This is a genomic window from Rhodococcus sp. 14-2470-1b, assembly GCF_002259415.1.
In the GTDB taxonomy this organism is placed as follows: Bacteria; Actinomycetota; Actinomycetes; order Mycobacteriales; family Mycobacteriaceae; genus Rhodococcoides.
On sequence record NZ_NPFY01000028.1, the window covers coordinates 163,438 to 181,227 of the forward strand.

Annotated in this window: 18 protein-coding genes, 1 tRNA gene and 1 pseudogene; 16 read left to right on the plus strand and 4 right to left on the minus strand. The window is 64.5% G+C overall.

The window, feature by feature from the left end; genetic code table 11:
• Window positions 1–11 precede the first annotated feature (11 nt).
• Genes ybeY through CH293_RS20910 form a run of 6 tightly spaced genes read left to right on the plus strand, consistent with a single transcriptional unit; the run spans window position 12 to window position 4,851 of the window.
• Entirely contained in the window at window positions 12–554 is a 543-nt protein-coding gene (gene ybeY, locus CH293_RS20885; protein WP_019667490.1) for an rRNA maturation RNase YbeY, read from the plus strand.
• The gene (locus CH293_RS20890) at window positions 551–1,903 is read left to right on the plus strand and encodes a hemolysin family protein (RefSeq protein ID WP_094721372.1); all 1,353 of its coding nucleotides are present in this window, start codon (window positions 551–553) and stop codon (window positions 1,901–1,903) included. Before ybeY ends, CH293_RS20890 begins: the two co-directional genes overlap by 4 nt.
• Window positions 1,900–2,811: a GTPase Era gene (gene era, locus CH293_RS20895; protein ID WP_020111631.1), complete on the plus strand. Its 912-nt coding sequence runs from the start codon at window positions 1,900–1,902 to the stop codon at window positions 2,809–2,811. The genes CH293_RS20890 and era overlap by 4 nt, the downstream gene beginning before the upstream one ends.
• A gap of 52 nt (window positions 2,812–2,863) precedes the next feature.
• Window positions 2,864–3,688: a DNA repair protein RecO gene (gene recO, locus CH293_RS20900; protein ID WP_080732902.1), complete on the plus strand. Its 825-nt coding sequence runs from the start codon at window positions 2,864–2,866 to the stop codon at window positions 3,686–3,688.
• Complete coding sequence (locus CH293_RS20905; RefSeq protein ID WP_019667486.1) at window positions 3,645–4,463, plus strand: isoprenyl transferase; 819 nt, start codon at window positions 3,645–3,647, stop codon at window positions 4,461–4,463. The genes recO and CH293_RS20905 overlap by 44 nt, the downstream gene beginning before the upstream one ends.
• Complete coding sequence (locus CH293_RS20910) at window positions 4,456–4,851, plus strand: hypothetical protein (protein ID WP_019667485.1); 396 nt, start codon at window positions 4,456–4,458, stop codon at window positions 4,849–4,851. Before CH293_RS20905 ends, CH293_RS20910 begins: the two co-directional genes overlap by 8 nt.
• Window position 4,852: 1 nt before the next feature.
• On the opposite strand, the gene CH293_RS20915 is transcribed toward CH293_RS20910, so the two are convergent.
• Together CH293_RS20915 and CH293_RS20920 are read right to left on the minus strand one after the other, a co-directional pair.
• Complete coding sequence (locus CH293_RS20915; protein ID WP_094721373.1) at window positions 4,853–5,275, minus strand: Fur family transcriptional regulator; 423 nt, start codon at window positions 5,273–5,275, stop codon at window positions 4,853–4,855.
• A 1-nt stretch (window position 5,276) separates the two neighbouring features.
• Window positions 5,277–5,600, minus strand: coding sequence for a metalloregulator ArsR/SmtB family transcription factor (locus CH293_RS20920; RefSeq protein WP_170947470.1), 324 nt, complete (start codon window positions 5,598–5,600; stop codon window positions 5,277–5,279).
• Between the two features lie 276 nt (window positions 5,601–5,876).
• On the opposite strand from CH293_RS20920, the gene CH293_RS20925 reads away from it, so the two are divergent.
• The gene (locus CH293_RS20925; protein WP_019667482.1) at window positions 5,877–7,262 is read left to right on the plus strand and encodes a glycine--tRNA ligase; all 1,386 of its coding nucleotides are present in this window, start codon (window positions 5,877–5,879) and stop codon (window positions 7,260–7,262) included.
• A gap of 127 nt (window positions 7,263–7,389) precedes the next feature.
• On the opposite strand, the gene CH293_RS20930 is transcribed toward CH293_RS20925, so the two are convergent.
• Window positions 7,390–9,381 (minus strand): TPM domain-containing protein, encoded by a 1,992-nt coding sequence (locus CH293_RS20930; RefSeq protein WP_094721375.1) that lies wholly within the window; start codon window positions 9,379–9,381, stop codon window positions 7,390–7,392.
• 117 nt (window positions 9,382–9,498) lie between these two features.
• Between CH293_RS20930 and CH293_RS20935 the strand changes: the two genes are divergently transcribed.
• From CH293_RS20935 to dnaG, 7 genes are all read left to right on the plus strand, one after another.
• A complete protein-coding gene (locus CH293_RS20935) occupies window positions 9,499–10,401 on the plus strand; it encodes an ABC transporter ATP-binding protein (protein WP_094721376.1) in 903 nt (300 codons plus the stop codon).
• Complete coding sequence (locus CH293_RS20940) at window positions 10,398–11,183, plus strand: ABC transporter permease (RefSeq protein WP_037109337.1); 786 nt, start codon at window positions 10,398–10,400, stop codon at window positions 11,181–11,183. Before CH293_RS20935 ends, CH293_RS20940 begins: the two co-directional genes overlap by 4 nt.
• Before the next feature lie 67 nt (window positions 11,184–11,250).
• Window positions 11,251–12,369 (plus strand): sensor histidine kinase, encoded by a 1,119-nt coding sequence (locus CH293_RS20945; RefSeq protein ID WP_255122937.1) that lies wholly within the window; start codon window positions 11,251–11,253, stop codon window positions 12,367–12,369.
• Window positions 12,366–12,974, plus strand: a complete 609-nt coding sequence (locus CH293_RS20950) for a response regulator transcription factor (RefSeq protein ID WP_037110503.1) — start codon at window positions 12,366–12,368, stop codon at window positions 12,972–12,974. Before CH293_RS20945 ends, CH293_RS20950 begins: the two co-directional genes overlap by 4 nt.
• A 54-nt stretch (window positions 12,975–13,028) precedes the next feature.
• Entirely contained in the window at window positions 13,029–13,748 is a 720-nt protein-coding gene (locus CH293_RS20955) for a YdcF family protein (RefSeq protein ID WP_019667476.1), read from the plus strand.
• Window positions 13,745–15,022 carry a deoxyguanosinetriphosphate triphosphohydrolase gene (locus CH293_RS20960; RefSeq protein WP_094721378.1) on the plus strand — a complete coding sequence of 426 codons (1,278 nt, stop codon included), beginning with the start codon at window positions 13,745–13,747 and terminating at the stop codon, window positions 15,020–15,022. Before CH293_RS20955 ends, CH293_RS20960 begins: the two co-directional genes overlap by 4 nt.
• A 42-nt stretch (window positions 15,023–15,064) precedes the next feature.
• Window positions 15,065–16,987, plus strand: coding sequence for a DNA primase (gene dnaG, locus CH293_RS20965; protein ID WP_037110506.1), 1,923 nt, complete (start codon window positions 15,065–15,067; stop codon window positions 16,985–16,987).
• On the opposite strand, the gene CH293_RS20970 is transcribed toward dnaG, so the two are convergent.
• A complete protein-coding gene (locus CH293_RS20970) occupies window positions 16,984–17,232 on the minus strand; it encodes a hypothetical protein (protein ID WP_020111626.1) in 249 nt (82 codons plus the stop codon). The genes dnaG and CH293_RS20970 overlap by 4 nt on opposite strands.
• A gap of 139 nt (window positions 17,233–17,371) precedes the next feature.
• On the opposite strand from CH293_RS20970, the gene CH293_RS20975 reads away from it, so the two are divergent.
• A tRNA-Asn gene (locus tag CH293_RS20975) sits at window positions 17,372–17,444 on the plus strand.
• A gap of 239 nt (window positions 17,445–17,683) precedes the next feature.
• A pseudogene (locus tag CH293_RS28820) lies at window positions 17,684–17,782 on the plus strand (CbrC family protein); the annotation flags it as partial.
• Window positions 17,783–17,790: the final 8 nt, after the last annotated feature.

Consider the following 17,790-nt stretch of genomic DNA (forward strand, 5'->3'; position numbering starts at 1 on the left):
ATGAGCGGTAGATGAGTATCGAGGTGTCCAACGAATCGGGGATGGATGTCTCCGAGCCGGAACTGGTGAGCGTGGCGAGGTTCGCGATCGCGAGTATGGACGTCCACCCTGCCGCCGAGCTGTCGATGGTGTTGGTGGACTCGGCGACCATGGCCGATCTTCACATGCGGTGGATGGATCTGCCGGGTCCGACGGACGTGATGTCGTTTCCCATGGACGAGCTGGAGCCGGGTGGTCGTCCAGACGCCCCCGAGCCTGGGCCGTCGATGCTGGGCGACATCGTGCTGTGTCCGTCTTTCGCCGCCGATCAGGCAGCCGCAGCCGGGCACCCACTGGAACACGAGCTGGCGCTTCTCACGGTGCACGGTGTGCTGCACCTGCTCGGATACGACCATGCCGAGCCGGACGAGGAGAAGGAGATGTTCGGTCTCCAGAATCGCATCCTCGAAGAGTGGTACGAGGATCTTCGCCGCACAGAGGAAGCCGAGATCCAAGCGGCTCGTGACGCACGACTGCTGGGTAAGACCGGGTTCTCCAGGGACGAGAACCTGTGAGCAGTGCACCCGCACTCATCGTTTCCGCTGTGGTGCTGGTGCCCGTCGCAGGTGTCTTCGCTGCCGTCGACTCGGCCCTCAACACCGTGTCGCGGGCACGGATCGAGGACATGGCCAAGGACGAGCGGCCCGGTGCAATCGGATTGCTCGAGGTGGTCGCGGACCGGCCACGCTACGTCAACCTGACGGTTCTGCTGCGCATTCTGTGCGAGATCGCGGCCACCGTACTTCTCGTCGGCGGCATGATGGACCTGCTGTCGGAAACACTCGCTCTGACGGTCACCGCCGTCGTCATGGTGCTGGTCAGCTACGTCGCGGTGGGTGTCGGCCCGCGAACGCTCGGTAGGCAGCACGCGTACTCCATCGCATTGTCCGCCGCGTTTCCGCTTCGAGCTCTCGGCTGGATACTCGGCCCGATCAGCCGTCTTCTCATCCTCATCGGAAATGCCATCACTCCCGGACGGGGTTTCCGCAACGGCCCGTTCGCATCGGAAATCGAGCTTCGTGAGCTGGTGGACATGGCCCGCGAACGCGGAGTCGTCGCCGACGACGAGCGTCGGATGATCCAGTCGGTGTTCGAACTCGGGGACACCTCCGCGCGCGAAATCATGGTGCCCCGGCCGGAGATGGTGTGGATCGAATCCGACAAGTCGGCAGGCCAAGCCACATCCCTCGCAGTGCGCAGCGGACACTCCCGCATCCCGGTGATCGGTGAGAACGTCGACGACGTCGTCGGCGTGGTCTACCTCAAGGACCTCGTCCAACGGACGTACTACTCCACAGACGGCGGCCGAGGGGTCAAGGTCGACGAACTGATGCGACCCGCGGTGTTCGTGCCGGATTCGAAGGCGTTGGACAGCCTGCTGGCCGAAATGCAGCGCGATCGAAACCACATGGCCCTACTGGTCGACGAATACGGCGGCATCGCAGGGCTGGTGACCATCGAGGACGTGCTGGAGGAAATCGTCGGCGAGATCGCCGACGAATACGATTCCGCCGAGGTCGCTCCCATCGAGGACCTGGAGAACGGCACCTATCGTGTGTCCGCCCGCGTCACACTGGAGGACGTCGGCGAGCTGTTCGACATCGAGATCGAGTCGGAGGACGTGGACACCATCGGTGGACTGCTCGGCTACGAGCTCGGCCGCGTGCCGCTACCCGGTTCACGCGTCGAAACACACGGCTTGATCCTGATCGGAGAAGGCGGTGCAGACCCACGTGGGCGAGTACGCATCACGACCGTTCTGGTGGAACGAGTGCCTGCTCCCGACGAGGACGACGAATACGACACGGCAGACGACGACAATCCCAGCCACAGACGGCGGGAAGAGCTGGGAGACGAAGAATGACCGACGCAGGCACCGAGTTTCGATCGGGATTCATCTGTTTCGTCGGACGGCCGAACACCGGCAAGTCGACGCTTACCAACGCGCTCGTCGGCTCCAAGATCGCGATCACCTCGTCCCGGCCGCAGACGACACGGCACACCATTCGCGGAATCGTGCACCGCGAGCACGCGCAGCTGATCCTCGTCGACACACCCGGACTCCACCGGCCCAGGACGCTTCTGGGGCAGCGTCTGAACGACCTGGTTCAGGAGACCTACTCCGAGGTCGACATCATCGGGCTGTGCATCCCCGCGGACGAGAAGATCGGACCCGGCGACCGCTGGATCCTCGAACAGGTACGTCACATCGCGCCCAGGACCACGTTGATCGGCATCGTCACCAAGATCGACAAGGTCAAGAAAGAACGCGTCGTACAGCAGTTGATGGCGCTCTCCAAGCTCCTCGGCGAGGACAGTCACGTCATCCCGGTCTCCGCCGCGTCGGGTGAGCAGGTGGAGAAGCTCGTCGACCTGTTCGCGTCGGAGCTCCCGGAGGGCCCCGCCTTCTACCCGGACGGCGAACTCACCGACGAGCCCGAAGACGTCCTGATGGCCGAACTCATCCGCGAAGCCGCTCTGGAAGGCGTTCGCGACGAACTCCCGCACTCGCTCGCCGTGGTGATCGACGAGGTCACCCCTCGCGAGGGCCACGACAACATGCTCGACGTCCACGCGATCCTCTACGTCGAACGCCCTAGCCAGAAAGCCATCATCATCGGCAAAGGCGGGTCGAGATTGAAAGAGGTCGGCACCGCATCGAGGCTGCAGATCGAAAAGCTTCTCGGCACGAGGATCTACCTCGACCTGCACGTCAAAATTGCCAAGGACTGGCAGACCGACCCGAAGCAGATGGGCAAACTGGGCTTTTAGAAGTCCGAGTGGCGAAGGTGCGCTACCCCCGCGACGTGGGACACTGGAGAACGTGAGGCTGTACCGGGACAACGCAGTCGTGCTGCGCCAGCACAAGCTGGGCGAAGCCGACCGTATTGTCACGCTCCTGACTCGTGACAACGGCATCGTCCGGGCTGTCGCGAAGGGTGTACGCCGCACGAAGTCGAAGTTCGGCGCTCGGCTCGAACCCTTCGCGCACGTCGATCTCCTTCTGCATCCGGGTCGAAATCTGGACATCGTCACCCAGGTGCACACCGTCAACGCGTTCGGTGGGGACATCGTCAGCGACTACGGCTGCTACACCACCGGCTGCGCAATCCTCGAGACCGCGGAGCGGCTGGCCGGTGAAGAACACGCACCGGCGAAGCGACTGCACCAGCTGACCGTCGGCGCGCTGCGTGCGCTCGCCGACCGATCTCGTCCTCCTGAATTGATTCTCGACGCGTTCCTGCTCCGCGCCATGGGCTTCTCCGGCTGGGCGCCGTCGTTGACCGAATGCGCGCGGTGTGCAGCCCCAGGGCCGCACCGAGCATTTCATGTCGCGGCAGGTGGGTCTGTGTGCGTGCACTGCAGGCCTCCGGGTTCGGCGACGCCCATGACCGGTGTCATGGACCTGATGGTCGCCCTCGAACGCGGTGAATGGGACTACACGGAAACGACGTCGACGGCCGTCCGGTCCCAAGCCAGCGGGCTGGTTGCCGCTCATCTTCAGTGGCATCTGGAGCGCCAACTGCGGACGTTGCCGCTCGTCGAACGCACAGCACCGCATCAGATCGGGCCTGGTGAGGTTGGAGCAACAGGCGTCGGGCAGGATGAAGACCGTGATTCTCCGACGCGAACCGCGCAGTCAGTCTGACGGTGACAGGGCGATTCGGCCCCCTGATCCACACCCGTCGGGAGCCACGCCTCCGATCATTCAGCCCGAACTGATTCCGCGTCACGTCGCCCTCGTCATGGACGGCAACGGCCGGTGGGCACAGGACCGAGGAATGCCACGAACCGCAGGGCACGAGCGCGGTGAGGCCGTGCTCATGGACACCGTCTGCGGATGCATCGACATCGGAGTCAAGTGGCTGTCGGCCTACGCCTTCTCGACCGAGAACTGGAAGCGCAGCCCGGACGAGGTGAAGTTCCTCATGGGCTTCAATCGCGACGTCATCCGACGTCGCCGTGACGAGATGAACGAGATGGGTGTTCGTGTTCGGTGGGCCGGGCGACGGCCTCGTCTGTGGCGCAGCGTCATCAAGGAACTGGAAGTCGCCGAGGAACTGACGAAGAAGAACACCGTCATGACGCTGACGATGTGCGTCAATTATGGTGGTCGCGCCGAAATTGCCGACGCGACAAGAGAAATCGCGCGTCAGGTGGCGGCGGGGAAACTCGATCCCGAGAAGATCACCGAAGCCACCGTCGCCAAGTACCTCGACGAAGCAGACATGCCGGACGTCGATCTGTTCCTGCGTCCGTCGGGGGAGCAGCGCACGTCCAACTTCCTCATCTGGCAGTCCGCATACGCGGAGTTCGTCTTTCAGAAAAAACTGTTTCCGGATTTCGATCGCCGGGACCTCTGGGAAGCGTGCATCGAGTACGCGTCCAGGGACCGTCGATTCGGAGGAGTGAAGTATGAGTGAGCCCACCACCCTGCAGTCGCGTGCAGAACTGGCGCTGTCGCAGTTCGCGACGGTGGTGGTAGGGGAAGAAGGCTCGCTCGGCTTCGACTACGCCGGTGCCCTGTGTTCTCTCCGCTCGGTGGCACTGTCGCCCGGTCTCGAAGTGCTGTCGCTGACGGCAGTACTGGCATGGGACCGGCCCCTCAAGGCCGCTCTGCACAAGAAGGTGGCGGACCGTAACGCGGACTCGCAGTTCGGGTCGATCTCGGTCAATGTCCACGAGAAATCGGCGGATGTCCTGCTGCGCTACACGTTCCCGGCGAGTGGCCTTGACGACGAAGCCCTGATGACCATGCTGGTACTGGTCCTCGGGGGCGTGGAGAAAGCGCGCGAAGGCCTGCTTCCGTGACCTACTTGGCCCTGCACTCGTTGCATGTGCCGAAGATCTCGATCGTGTGGCTGACGTCGGAAAATCCGTTGTCCTCCGCGACGGCCTGCGACCACTTCTCGACTGCTACGCCCTCGACTTCGACCGTGTAGCCGCAATCGCGACAGACCAGGTGGTGATGGTGGCCGGCCGAGCACCGCCGGTAGACGGATTCGCCGGTGTCGATCCGGAGGACGTCGACGGTGCCTGCGTCGGCGAGAGCTTGAAGCGTGCGATACACCGTCGTCAGCCCGATGCCTTCGCCGCGCTTGCGTAGCTCGTCGTGCAGATCCTGCGCCGACCGGAACTCTTCGATGTTGTCCAACAGGTCCGAGATGGCGCTGCGTTGCTTGGTCGCTCGGATCCCGACCGCGACGGGCTTGCGTGTTCTCGTGCTCTCGGGCATGTCAGCCTTCCTCCGCGTGGGCGACGGCGTCGACGACGATGTGAGCCAGGTGATCGTCGACCAGTCGGTACAGCACTTCGCGTCCGTTACGTTCACCCTGCACAACACCCGCGGCCTTCAGAACGCGTAGGTGCTGACTGATCAACGGTTGGGTCACTCCGAGGGCGCCCACCAGTTCGTGGACGCATCTCTCGGACTCGCGAAGTTGCAACACGATCGCGATGCGAACGGGTGCGGCCAACGCGCGCAGGATGTCACCCGCAGCCGTCAACGTCTCCTTGGCCGGAACAGGTGCAGGCGGTGCGGATACGAACGGATCATGCACGTGGGCCTCGGTGGAGTGGCTGTGTGCAGGCTGATCGTTGCCGAGGTGCGAAGGGTCCGTCTCCAGGATTGCCAACAGATTCTCCTTCGTGTTCAGGGCTCGCGTACCTGCTTCACAGTAGTCCAGCGATCGTTAATGCAAATCACTTCCATTTTGATATGCACGAGTGCGCATGTCAAACGCGGACGGGAGCGTTCGGAGAAAGGGGCCCTCGACCGATAGTCTTGACGCCTGTACAAGTCCCTCTCGCAAGACACAAGATGGAGAGCTCCGCCAGTGGCACCCAAGTCCAAAGTCGAAACCGTCGCCAACCTCGCCAAGCGTCGAGGACTCGTCTACCAGTGCGGTGAGATCTACGGCGGTACCAAGTCGGCGTGGGACTACGGTCCGCTCGGCGTCGAGCTCAAGGACAACATCAAGAAGCAGTGGTGGCGCAACATGGTCACCAGCCGCGAAGACACGGTCGGCCTCGACTCCTCGGTGATCCTTCCGCGCGAGGTGTGGGAAGCGTCGGGACATGTCGAGACGTTCTCCGATCCACTGGTCGAGTCCCTCATCACGCACAAGCGTTACCGCGCAGACCACCTTCTCGAAGCCTACGAAGAGAAGCACGGACGCCCACCGGAGAACGGTCTCGCCGACATCCGCGATCCCGAAACCGGCGACCCCGGCCAGTGGACCGAGCCCCGCGCATTCTCGGGTCTGCTCAAGACCTACCTCGGACCGGTCGACAACGAAGAAGGCCTGCACTACCTGCGTCCGGAAACCGCGCAGGGTATCTTCGTCAACTTCGCCAACGTGCTCACCACCTCCCGTAAGAAGCCGCCGTTCGGCATCGGGCAGATCGGCAAGAGCTTCCGCAACGAGATCACCCCCGGCAACTTCATCTTCCGCACCCGCGAGTTCGAGCAGATGGAGATGGAATTCTTCGTCAAGCCCGGTGAGGACGACGAGTGGCACCAATACTGGATCGACTACCGCATGAAGTGGTACACCGACCTGGGTATCGACCCCGAGAACCTGCGTCTCTACGAGCACGCGCAGGAGAAGCTCTCGCACTACTCCAAGCGAACCGTCGACATCGAGTACCGCTTCAAGTTCCAGGGCAGCGAGTGGGGCGAGCTCGAAGGCATCGCCAACCGCACCGACTACGACCTGTCGGTCCACTCCAAGGCGTCGGGCCAGGACCTCAGCTACTATGAGCAGGCCACGGACACCCGTTACACGCCGTACGTCATCGAGCCCGCAGCCGGCCTGACACGGTCACTCATGGCATTCCTCGTCGACGCCTACACCGAGGACGAAGCTCCCAACGCCAAGGGCGGCGTCGACAAGCGCGTCGTACTCAAGCTCGACCGTCGCCTCGCACCGGTCAAGGTCGCCGTACTGCCGCTCTCGCGCAACGCCGACCTGACGCCGAAGGCCAAGGACCTCGCACAGCAGCTGCGCGCCTACTGGAACGTCGAATTCGACGACGCCGGCGCCATCGGCCGCCGCTACCGTCGTCAGGACGAAATCGGTACGCCGTTCTGCATCACCGTCGACTTCGACACCCTCGACGACCAGGCCGTCACCATCCGCGAACGCGACACCATGGCACAGGAACGCGTCGCCCTCGACCAAGTCGAGGCCTACCTCGCGGCCCGGCTACTGGGCGCCTGAGTGGGCTGAGCGCTACCCCTTTCCGGAGCGAAAGTGGCTCTCGATCAGTCAGACTGACCGGAAGCCACTTTCGCTCGGTGCGTCGGTGCGCTGCGCGGGCGTCAGGCGCGGGTGAGCCGGAGGGGAGCTAGAACCGACCGCCTCCGCCACCGAAGCCTCCACCGCCCCCGCCGAAGCCTCCGCCTCCGAAACCACCACCGCCGAAGCCACCGCCTCCGCCGCCGCGGAGGACGCTGTTGATGAGGATGCCGCCGAGGACAGCGCCGGCGACGTTGCCGCCGCTGCTGCCGCCTCGTGGACGGTTGCGATTCTCCCAGTCCCGTACGTCGGCTTGGGCGGACTGAGATGCTCTCGATGCCAGTTGCGCTGCTGCCTGCGCGTGCTGGATCGCTTTGGCCGGGTCCGAGGATTCGAGTTGTCGAGCTGCTGCGAAGTGCCGTTCCGCTTCGGCGAGCCTCGTACGAGCTTCTGCGCCGACGCCGCCGCGTCGGGTGGAGATGTAGTCCTTCGCTGCGGTGATCTGGGATTGTGCTCCGCCGAGGTCGCGGGCCAGTCGTGAACGGAGCACATCGTCCTGGGTCTTCGCCTCGGTGGCGTCGGCGATGACGGCATCGAGGTGTCGATCGGCAGCGACGAGTTGCGTGAAGCTGCCGAGCGGATCGGTCGCTTTGGATTCTTCGGCGATGCGGAGTGCCTGCTCGGCCGCTGCGCGTGCGTTCTGAAGCTCCTGGCCACCGTGCTCGGCGAGCGTGGCGGCGCTCTGGATGTCGCGGCGAACGTCCTCGATCGCGGCGGGGAGCGTGGCAATTGCGTTGCGAATGTCGTTCTGCGCGTGGTCTACTCCGTCGAGCAGTGCCCGAGCCTGGTCGACGGCTTTTTCCGCGGTCCGGATCGCGGACACGAGCTCGCCCTGTTGGCCTGCGGGTTTCGTCGCAGCCTCGCGGCCGACCTCGATGTTGCGCTCGGCCAGTTCGATGTCCTCCTGTGCCATGGTGATGTTCGACGAGATCGAGGCGAGCGCCGGCGCCGCGAACTCGGTGTGCAGCGCCTTCAGAACGGCATCGGACTCGGGTACGCGGACGGTGAGTTCGACGACGGCTTGTGTCAGCGAGTCGAGCTTGGAACCTGCGTTGATCAGCAGGTCTCGCATCGACTCGAACTCGGCGACCCGCGAATCCAGTTCGTGATCGGCGCGGCCGCACGAGGAGATGATCTGGATGAGCATCGAGCGTCGTTGTTCCGGTGTTTCCGGGATGGCGTCGTCGAGGCGTTGACGTACCTCGAACGCAGTTGCGAGCGCCCTTTTCGCTCCCTCGAACGCGGTGATGAACGGGGCGGCTGTGGTGTCGCCGAATTCCGAGCGAGCGATAGCCAGCTCTTCCTCGCTCGACCGGACGGCGTTGTCGGTTTCGACGAGCATCGAGTGTGCTCTCGCGTCGAGTATCTCCAGGGGGAGAGCGGACAGTGCTGCGGTGTCGGTGGGGTCGATGTTGTGTGCAGCGTCGATTCCCGCTTGCCTGCGTGCTTTGTTGCGCCGCGAAGAGTAGACGACGGCACCGCCTCCGGCAACGACAACGACGCCTGCGCCGATCAGCCACGGTGTACTGGACCCGCCGCTGCCGGAACTCGCGTACGCTTCGCCGAGAGATCCTGCGGCAACGATGGCTGCGCCGGACCAATCCTGTTCTCGCAGAGCGGGCTCGACGTCGTCGGTCCGAATGTCCGTCTGCTCGCTCGTGGTGATTCGATCCAACGACGTGTCGACGGCGAGGTAGTACGACCGGTCGACGGTGGCAACGGCCAACAGCACGTCGCGCTGCCCGAAGTCGCTCGCCCGATAGGTCTGCTGCGCCCATTGCTCGGCTGACATGTTATCGAAGTCGGCGACGTACGTGACCCACAGCCGTAGTTGCGCCGAGTTGTACAGATCGTCGATCGCGGCCTGGACGTCCACTAGTTCCGACTCGTCGAGGGCCCCGACCGAATCCGTGATCTGGCCGGCAAGCCTCGACGGCGCTTCCGCAGAGGCCGGGGCCGTCGCTCCGATCAGGGCGGCCAACCCGAGCATCGATGTGAGAACAGTGACTGCGAAAAAGCGTCGGACCGTGAACTGCGTCATGGGAACAGAATCTACCGTCCGGCGGTGATACCGCGGCACCACCCATGACAGTTGTCACGGCAAGAACGTGACGCTCGGACGAGGGATGGATGCCCGAACGCGAGCAGGGTAGTTCTCATGACAACAACACCTGCGGTGCATCTCGAGCACCTGAGCAAAGCTTTCGGGAAAGTCCAGGCTGTCGCGGATGTGAGTTTGCGAGTGGAGCCCGGTGAAGTAGTCGCGTTTCTCGGTCCGAACGGAGCGGGCAAGACGACGACTATCGACATGATGCTCGGGCTGGCGAAGCCCGATACCGGCAGCGTGCGGGTGTTCGGGCGTCCACCCGCCGAGGCGATCGCCGACGGACGGGTGTCGGCGGTGATGCAAAGCGGCGGGCTCATCCGAGATCTGACGGTCCGTGAAACGATTCAGCTGACCGCGTCGCTGTTTCCGCGCACGAGTCCGGTCGACAGCGTTCTCGCGCGTGCCGGGATCACCGGGATCGCCGATCGGCGCGTCGCGAAATGCTCCGGGGGTGAGCAGCAGCGGCTTCGCTTTGCCCTCGCACTGCTGCCTGAACCCGATCTCATTCTTCTCGACGAGCCCACGACCGGAATGGATGTCGAAGGGCGGCGCGATTTCTGGAATGCGATCCGCCACGATGCTCGCGGCGGCCGCACGGTCATGTTCGCGACGCACTACCTCGACGAGGCCGACGCGTACGCGGATCGGATCGTTCTGCTGCGCCACGGCAGGATCGTCGCCGACGGCAGTGCCGCGGAGGTCAAGAACCTCGCCTCCGGTCGAACCGTCACGGCGACGGCCCCAGGTTTGGATCAGACTGCGCTGCTGCGTATTCCAGGTGTGGACCACGTCGAGATGCGCGGCGAGCGAGTGATAGTCCACGGCAAGGATTCCGATGCCGTCGCCCGGTATCTGCTGACGTGCACCGACGCCGTCGACATCGAAATCGTCTCCAAGAACCTCGAGGATGCATTCCTCGCTCTGACAACCGACCTCGTAGGAAGTGCGGCATGACCACTGCAACCGCTCCTCGCCCGACCCTGGCTCTCGGAGGGTTCAGCCCCACGTTTCTCGGACTGGAGATCAAGAGGTTGTTCCGCAATCGGCGGACCATTGCCTTCACTCTCGTCATGCCACCGGTGTTCTTCGTGATCTTCGGTTCGCAGTCGGATTTCAAGTCCGACTACTCCTTCGCACACGGCAACGTCACCGCGTACATCGCCATCAGCATGGCGGTCTACGGTGCGATGCTGGGAGCAACCAGCGGTGGAGCGATGGTGTCCGTCGAGCGGGCGCAGGGCTGGAGCAGACAGCTCCGGCTGACACCGCTGCGTCCGGTCGCGTACATCGTCACCAAGATCCTGGTCGCGATGACGATGGGCCTCGCGTCGGTGGTGGCGGTCTTCGTGGTCGCCGCGTTCGTCGGCGCGGACATGCCGATCTGGATCTGGATCACCAGCGGGATCATCGCGTGGCTCGGAAGCGGCGTGTTCGCAGCCTTCGGACTGTTCATGGGATACCTGCTGCCGTCCGAGAACGTGATGCAGGTCCTCGGTCCGCTCCTCGCCGTCCTCGCATTCGCCGGCGGACTGTTCGTACCGCTCGCAGACAGCGGATGGTTCCCCTTCGTTGCCAAGTTCACTCCGCTCTACGGGCTGGCGACGGTTGCCCGCGCGCCGTTCGCCGATCCGACGACGGGGACGCTCGTGGTCGCTTCGGCCAACCTGGCCGTCTGGGCCGGTCTGTTCGTTCTCGGCGCGGCCGTGTTGTTCCGCCGAGACACCAAGCGTGTCTGACCGATCCGCTGTGCGTGGAAATGTGTCCCCGGGGACACATTTCCACGCACGTACTAGCGTGTTCTCCATGACCCGGGCCGACACGGACGACTCCGAGGGACTCGGACGGACGTTCCGTTTCGGCTGGGTTTTCGGCATGATCTGGCTTTTCTATCTCGCGTACCCGCTGGGGGAGTCCCTGGCGCTGCCGAGTGTGGTCGGGAAGGTATCGGGGGTCACCGCCGTTGTGGCCTTCGGCGCGTTGTTCGTCGTCACGTTCTGGGGATTTCGCAACGCTCGGCGGGCGGGTCACGAACTCGCCAGGGGATGGGCCTGGGCGAGTCTGGCCGCAATGGCGGCGCTGACGATGTTCCTCGCGGTCTTGATTGGAAGCCAGGCGTTCGGCGCGACCATCTACATGGCGGTTCTCGCCATGATGACGTTGTCCACCCGTCAGGCGTGGACGGTCGTCATCGCACTGGTCGCCGTCGTCGAACTTCTGCCCCGCATCGTCTCGTCCTGGGATCCCGGTTCTTTCTTCGCATTTCAGCTCGTGATCAGCGCAGTCGCGGCCTGGGGAATCACTCAGGTGTTCAAGCGCAACCACGAACTCGCCGAGGCACGGCAACAGCTCGCCGACCTCGCCGTCGTCGCCGAGCGTGAACGAGTGAGCCGCGATGTCCACGACATTCTCGGGCACTCGCTGACCGTCATCACGGTGAAAGCAGAACTCGCCGGGCGGCTCGTCCAGGTCGATCCTGCCCGCGCGGCCGTCGAGATCGCCGAGGTGGAAGCTCTTGCTCGGGAAGCACTCGGCGACGTCCGTTCCACCGTCGGGGCCATGCGCACGGTCGACGTCGCAACGGAACTCGCGTCGGCGCGGTCGGCTCTCGACGCGGCGGGGGTCGACGCCGTGTTTCCCGCCGATGCCGACGTGGTCCCTCTCCGCAACCGTGAACTGTTCGGTTGGACAGTGCGTGAAGCGGTCACCAACGTGATCCGGCACAGTGGGGCCCGGCAGTGCACGGTGGTCGTCGAAGCCGGTCGCATCGAGATCTCCGACGACGGCGTCGGCACGTCCGGAAGCATCTCGGACGACGGACACGGCCTGCGAGGGCTGGCCGAGCGTGTGAAGGCGTCGAACGGCTCGTTGAGCGTGGGGAAATCAGCTGCGGGTGGATTTCGGGTGGAAGTGGTGTCGGCATGAGTATCCGGTTGCTGTTGGCAGACGATCAGGCTCTCGTCCGGGGCGCACTGGCGGCGTTGTTGGACCTGGAATCCGATCTCGAGGTCGTCGCGGAAGTCGGGCGCGGCGACGAGGTGGTTGCGGCGGCGGTGGAGCATCGCCCGGATGTCGCACTGCTGGACGTCGAGATGCCGGGCCTCGACGGCATCGAAGCGACTGCGGAACTGAGAAGGCACTACCCCAGTTGCCGAGTGATGATCGTCACCACCTTCGGCCGGCCTGGATATCTGCGACGTGCCATCGACGCGGGTGCCGATGGATTCGTCGTCAAGGACACCCCGGCGCGCCAACTCGCCGACGCCGTCCGGCGCGTTCACATGGGCCTGCGGGTGGTCGATCCCACTCTCGCAACCGAGACGTTGACCGACGGAGTGTCCCCGCTGACGGCACGTGAGCAGGAAGTTCTCCGTGCTGCTGCCGAGGGAGGAACTGCAGGTCGAGTTGCCGCTGCGCTCCATCTGTCGGAAGGGACGGTACGGAATCACCTGTCCGCGGCAATCGGAAAAACGGGTACGACGACGCGAGCCGAGGCAATCCGAGTCGCGCGGGAACGGGGATGGTTGTAGGTCGCCCCGCGTGCCCAGGCGCCTTCTCGAGGGTCGGGCTGGCAAACTCGAGGGGTGAACTCGACTGTCGACCGCGATCCGTACGGTGATCCCTACGGGGAGACGTACGAATACACCGAGCCCGAACCCGCGCGGCTCGGGTTCTTCGGCACGCTCGGTCGCTGGACGACGAGGCTTGTCGTCGGAGTAGTTCTGATGGGACTCGTCGTCGTCGGCGGCACCGCGGTGCGTGTCTGGCAGGTGGCCCGGATCGACGACCACACGCCTGCGCAGGCAATCGTCGTGCTGGGCGCGGCGCAGTACTCGGGCACGCCGTCGAGCGTGTTCGAAGCGCGATTGTCACAGGCAGCTGCGCTGTACGAAGAAGGGGTCGCACCGGAAATAGTGACCGTCGGCGGGAAGCAGGAAGGCGACCTCTACACGGAGGCTGCGTCCGGCCGTAACTACCTCATCGATCAGGGAGTGCCGGCGGACAAGATCATTGCCGTCGAACAGGGCTCGGACACGCTGGAAAGCATCGAGGCGGTCAGCGAAACGCTTCGCGCGCAGGGCAAGTCATCAGTCGTGCTGGTGAGCGATCCGTGGCATTCGCTGCGCACGCGCACCATGGCCCGAGACGCTGGACTCGAAGCGTGGACATCGCCCACCCGCACCGGGCCGGCTGTGTACACCCGCGAGTCCCAGGCCCACGGAATCGCGCGTGAGACCGGTGCGTTGCTGTGGTATCAGCTGACGCACTTCACCGCGGACTTCTCCTACACGGCAGGGCAATGACAGTGAGCGACTACAGCGACCACGACATCGAACGATTCGTCACCGAAGCACCCAAGACCGCCGGGCTGGACAGCGGGCAGGAAAACGCGTCGCATCGCAGTCAGTTCGCGCGCGACCGAGCACGTGTGCTGCACTGCGCGGCATTGCGCAGGCTCGCCGACAAGACACAGGTGACCGGGCCGCGTGACGGCGACACTCCGCGCACCAGGCTCACACATTCGCTCGAGGTCGCACAGATCGGTCGCAGCATCGGGGAAGGGCTCGGCGCAGACCCCGACCTCGTCGACCTCGCCGGTCTCGCCCACGACATCGGGCACCCGCCCTACGGGCACAACGGCGAGAAAGCGCTCGACGAGGTCGCCGCGAACTGCGGCGGGTTCGAGGGCAACGCGCAGAACCTGCGCATCCTCACCGGAATCGAACCCAAGATCCTCGATTCCGACGGCACCAGCGTCGGGCTCAATCTCACCCGCGCATCGCTCGACGCCGCCATCAAGTATCCCTGGTTGCGCCCGTCGCCCGGCGCGAAATTCGGTGCCTACGAAGACGATTCCGCAATCCTGGACTGGGTACGCGACGGCGCACCCGACCGTCGCAAATGCCTCGAAGCTCAATCCATGGACTGGGCCGACGACGTCGCCTACTCGGTCCACGACGTCGAAGACGGCGTCATCGACGGCCGCATCGCACTCCGGTCACTCGGCGACCGGGCCGAGCAACGAGAGCTCGCCCAACTCGGTGTTCGCGAGTTTCGCGGCCTCGACCAGAACGAGCTCGTCGAAGCCGCCGAACGCCTGTCCCGCATGCCGGTGGTCCTCGCTGTCGGTGAATTCGACGGCACCCTCGCCGCGTCGGTCGCGTTGAAGCATCTGACCAGCGAGCTGGTCGGGCGATTCGCCACCGCAGCCATCGACGCCACCCGTCAGAAATGGGGAACCGAACCCCTGTCCCGGTACGACGCGGACTTGGTGATCCCGCCGATCGTTGCGTCCGAAGTCGCTCTGCTGAAGACGATGGCTTTGCGCTACGTGATGTCCGACGCGAGCCACAAGGTGCGGCAGGCCCGCCAACGCGACCGCATTCACCGCGTCGCCGAATGGGTCGAACGATCCGGGCCGGGTGAGCTGGACCCCATTTTCGTCCCCGCCTGGAACCGCGCCCAGTCCGATGCCGAGCGCACCCGAGTCGTGGTGGACCAGATCGCGTCGTACACCGAAAGCCGCCTCGAACTGATCGACAAGCGCAGCCTCGGAGCTCAGGCCAGCTGGGGCTGATCCGCTTCGTCGGAGTCGTGGGACAGGACTAGACTGCCCTTCGTGGCCGGCCGAATTCCTGAACGTGACATCGCCGCCATTCGCGAACGCACACGGATCGAAGACGTCGTCGGTGACTACGTCTCTCTCAAGCGCGCGGGCGGCGACTCGATGAAGGGCCTGTGCCCCTTCCACGACGAGAAATCCCCGTCGTTCCACGTCCGACCCAACCACGGGCATTTCCACTGCTTCGGCTGCGGTGAGGGAGGTGACGCCTACTCCTTCCTCCAGAAGATCGAGCACATCTCCTTCGTCGAAGCCGTCGAGCAACTCGCCGACCGGCTGAACTACTCGATCACCTACGAGGGCGGAGGGCCATCGGTTCAACGTGACCGGGGCACCCGAGCACGGCTGATCGCGGCCAACTCGGCGGCCCAGGAGTTCTACGCCGCACGTCTGCGTGAACCCGACGCCCAGGCCGCGCGGGACTACCTGACCGAGCGCAACTTCGACGGCCAAGCCGCGCTGGCGTACGGCTGCGGATACGCGCCCGACGGCTGGGACACCCTGACCAAACACCTGCTGTCCAGCGGCTTCGAAGCCAAGGAGATCATCGACGCGGGCCTGGCGACACCCGGTAAGCGCGGAACACCAATCGACAGGTTCCGGCGACGGTTGGTGTGGCCGATTCGCAGTCAGAGCGGCGACACCATCGGCTTCGGCGCCAGGAAACTGTTCGACGACGACACCATGCCCGGCAAGTACATCAACACGCCGGAAACCATGCTGTACAAGAAGTCTCAGGTGCTGTTCGGGCTCGACATGGCACGCAAGGACATCGCCAAATCGCATCAGGCCGTCATCGTCGAGGGATACACCGACGTCATGGCGATGCACCTCGCGGGCGTCAAGACCGCGGTCGCGTCGTGCGGTACCGCGTTCGGTGAGGACCATCTGGCGATGCTGCGTCGACTCATGATGGACGACAGCTACTTCCGCGGCGAGGTCATCTACACCTTCGACGGCGACGACGCAGGCCAGGCGGCCGCGATGAAGGCTTTCGAGGGTGATCAGAAGATCGCCGGACAGACCTTCGTCGCCATCGCGCCCGAGGGCATGGATCCCTGCGAGCTGAGGCAGAAATCCGGCGACCCCGCCGTACGTGACCTCGTTGCACGCCGCACCCCGATGTTCGCATTCGTCGTGAAATCGCTTCTGCGTGAACATGATCTGGACACACCCGAAGGGCGGGTCGAAGCGCTGCGCAGAACCGTCCCCGTCGTGGCGCGGATCAAGGACGCATCGCTGCGCGACGAATACGCGCGCCAACTCGCCGGCTGGACCGGTTGGGACGACACCGCGATGGTTCTCGCACGGGTTCGAGACGAAGCCAAGAAGGGCGCACGCGGAGACACGAAGAAACGCACACCGTTCGACAAGCGCCAGGCGCCCCCGGCAGAGGTGCCGGCCGGCCCGACGCGTCCACACCCCAAGGATCCGTCCCTGTGGCCTCAGCGTGAGGCGTTGAAGTCCGCGCTGCAGAACCCGGCGATCGCCGGGTCGGTCTTCGACTCACTGCCTCCCGAGACCTTCACTCACCCCGCCTACGCCGCCGTCAGCGCAGCAGTCACCGCCGCAGGGGGGACCGCCGCAGGCCTCGGCGGAGGGGAGTGGGTCGACGCCGTCGCCAAGCGGACCGAAACACCGGTCGTGAAATCGCTCGTGATGGAGCTCGCGGTCGAACACATCCCGGTGGCGGACATCGCGCTCACGCGCTACATCGGCGGGGTGCTGGCTCGTCTACAGGAAGTCTGGGTGGGGGAGCAGGTCGCCGAGCTCAAATCCAAGATGCAGCGCATGTCACCGCAGGACAACCAGGACGAGTACTACGCGCTGCTCGGCGACGTCATCGCCCTCGAACAGTACCGACGAAGCCTGCTCGAACAGGCCATCGGCAACGTCGAGGACGACTCCGCGGCCGGCTAACGCTTACGCAGCTGATCCTGCGGGATGTACAGCTGCGTCTCGTCGTCGATGGGCTTCATCGGCTCGAGCTTTGGCTGTGTGTTCAGCGAATCCGACAGCTTCTGCCTACTGACCTCGATGACCTTCTTGGTCGCCGGGCTACCCGCCACGGCGGAAGCCGTCTTACGAATCTGCTCGTAGCGACCACGACCAGCCTTGGCTCCGAGCACGTACGCCGCCCCAGCAGCCAGAACCAAACGAATCATCACAAGTCCTTAGATCAGTGTTGTGCACGCGTCCCACCATCCTGCCTGACGGGGCCCGAGCAGGGCGATTTGGTACTCCCATGGGGGTGTGCGCTATTGTTTCTCTCGGCCCGCACGAGAGTGCGAAGCCACTGAGTAATCCCCTGTAGCTCAATTGGCAGAGCTTCCGACTGTTAATCGGACGGTTGCTGGTTCGAGTCCAGCCGGGGGAGCTTGAGACCCCCATCCAGTTCCTGGGTTGGGGTTTTCTGCTGTCGAGGGCGCACATTCACCCACCTGTTGTGCGTAGGCAGACCTGCACAACGCACAACAGGTGGGTGAATTTCGTCGCGGGTTGTGTTCCTGCGTCGATGGCAGGGGGCGTGCGGTCGACCGAGTGCCCTGAGTACCAGGGTTCGTTCTACTCCGTGGACTTCGCCGCCGATGTCGACGGTGGAACCGGTTTCGAGCCCGTCGTCGGAAGGATCTGGAAGTCGAAGGTGATCTGTCGGGCTACCTGTTCCAGTGCTTGACCTGCGGTGCACACCGGCTGCACGTCGACTCCTGTTGAGGCAGTGC

Excerpts from the sequence above, each read along its gene's own strand:
- CH293_RS20970 (WP_020111626.1), bottom strand. The coding sequence starts at position 17,232 with ATGATTCGTTTGGTTCTGGCTGCTGGGGCGGCGTACGTGCTCGGAGCC.
- CH293_RS20945 (WP_255122937.1), top strand. The coding sequence starts at position 11,251 with ATGACCCGGGCCGACACGGACGACTCCGAGGGACTCGGACGGACGTTC.
- CH293_RS20910 (WP_019667485.1), top strand. The coding sequence starts at position 4,456 with ATGAGTGAGCCCACCACCCTGCAGTCGCGTGCAGAACTGGCGCTGTCG.
- CH293_RS20940 (WP_037109337.1), top strand. The coding sequence starts at position 10,398 with ATGACCACTGCAACCGCTCCTCGCCCGACCCTGGCTCTCGGAGGGTTC.
- CH293_RS20930 (WP_094721375.1), bottom strand. The coding sequence starts at position 9,381 with ATGACGCAGTTCACGGTCCGACGCTTTTTCGCAGTCACTGTTCTCACA.
- CH293_RS20950 (WP_037110503.1), top strand. The coding sequence starts at position 12,366 with ATGAGTATCCGGTTGCTGTTGGCAGACGATCAGGCTCTCGTCCGGGGC.
- CH293_RS20915 (WP_094721373.1), bottom strand. The coding sequence starts at position 5,275 with ATGCCCGAGAGCACGAGAACACGCAAGCCCGTCGCGGTCGGGATCCGA.
- CH293_RS20960 (WP_094721378.1), top strand. The coding sequence starts at position 13,745 with ATGACAGTGAGCGACTACAGCGACCACGACATCGAACGATTCGTCACC.
- era (WP_020111631.1), top strand. The coding sequence starts at position 1,900 with ATGACCGACGCAGGCACCGAGTTTCGATCGGGATTCATCTGTTTCGTC.
- CH293_RS20905 (WP_019667486.1), top strand. The coding sequence starts at position 3,645 with ATGAAGACCGTGATTCTCCGACGCGAACCGCGCAGTCAGTCTGACGGT.
- ybeY (WP_019667490.1), top strand. The coding sequence starts at position 12 with ATGAGTATCGAGGTGTCCAACGAATCGGGGATGGATGTCTCCGAGCCG.
- CH293_RS20935 (WP_094721376.1), top strand. The coding sequence starts at position 9,499 with ATGACAACAACACCTGCGGTGCATCTCGAGCACCTGAGCAAAGCTTTC.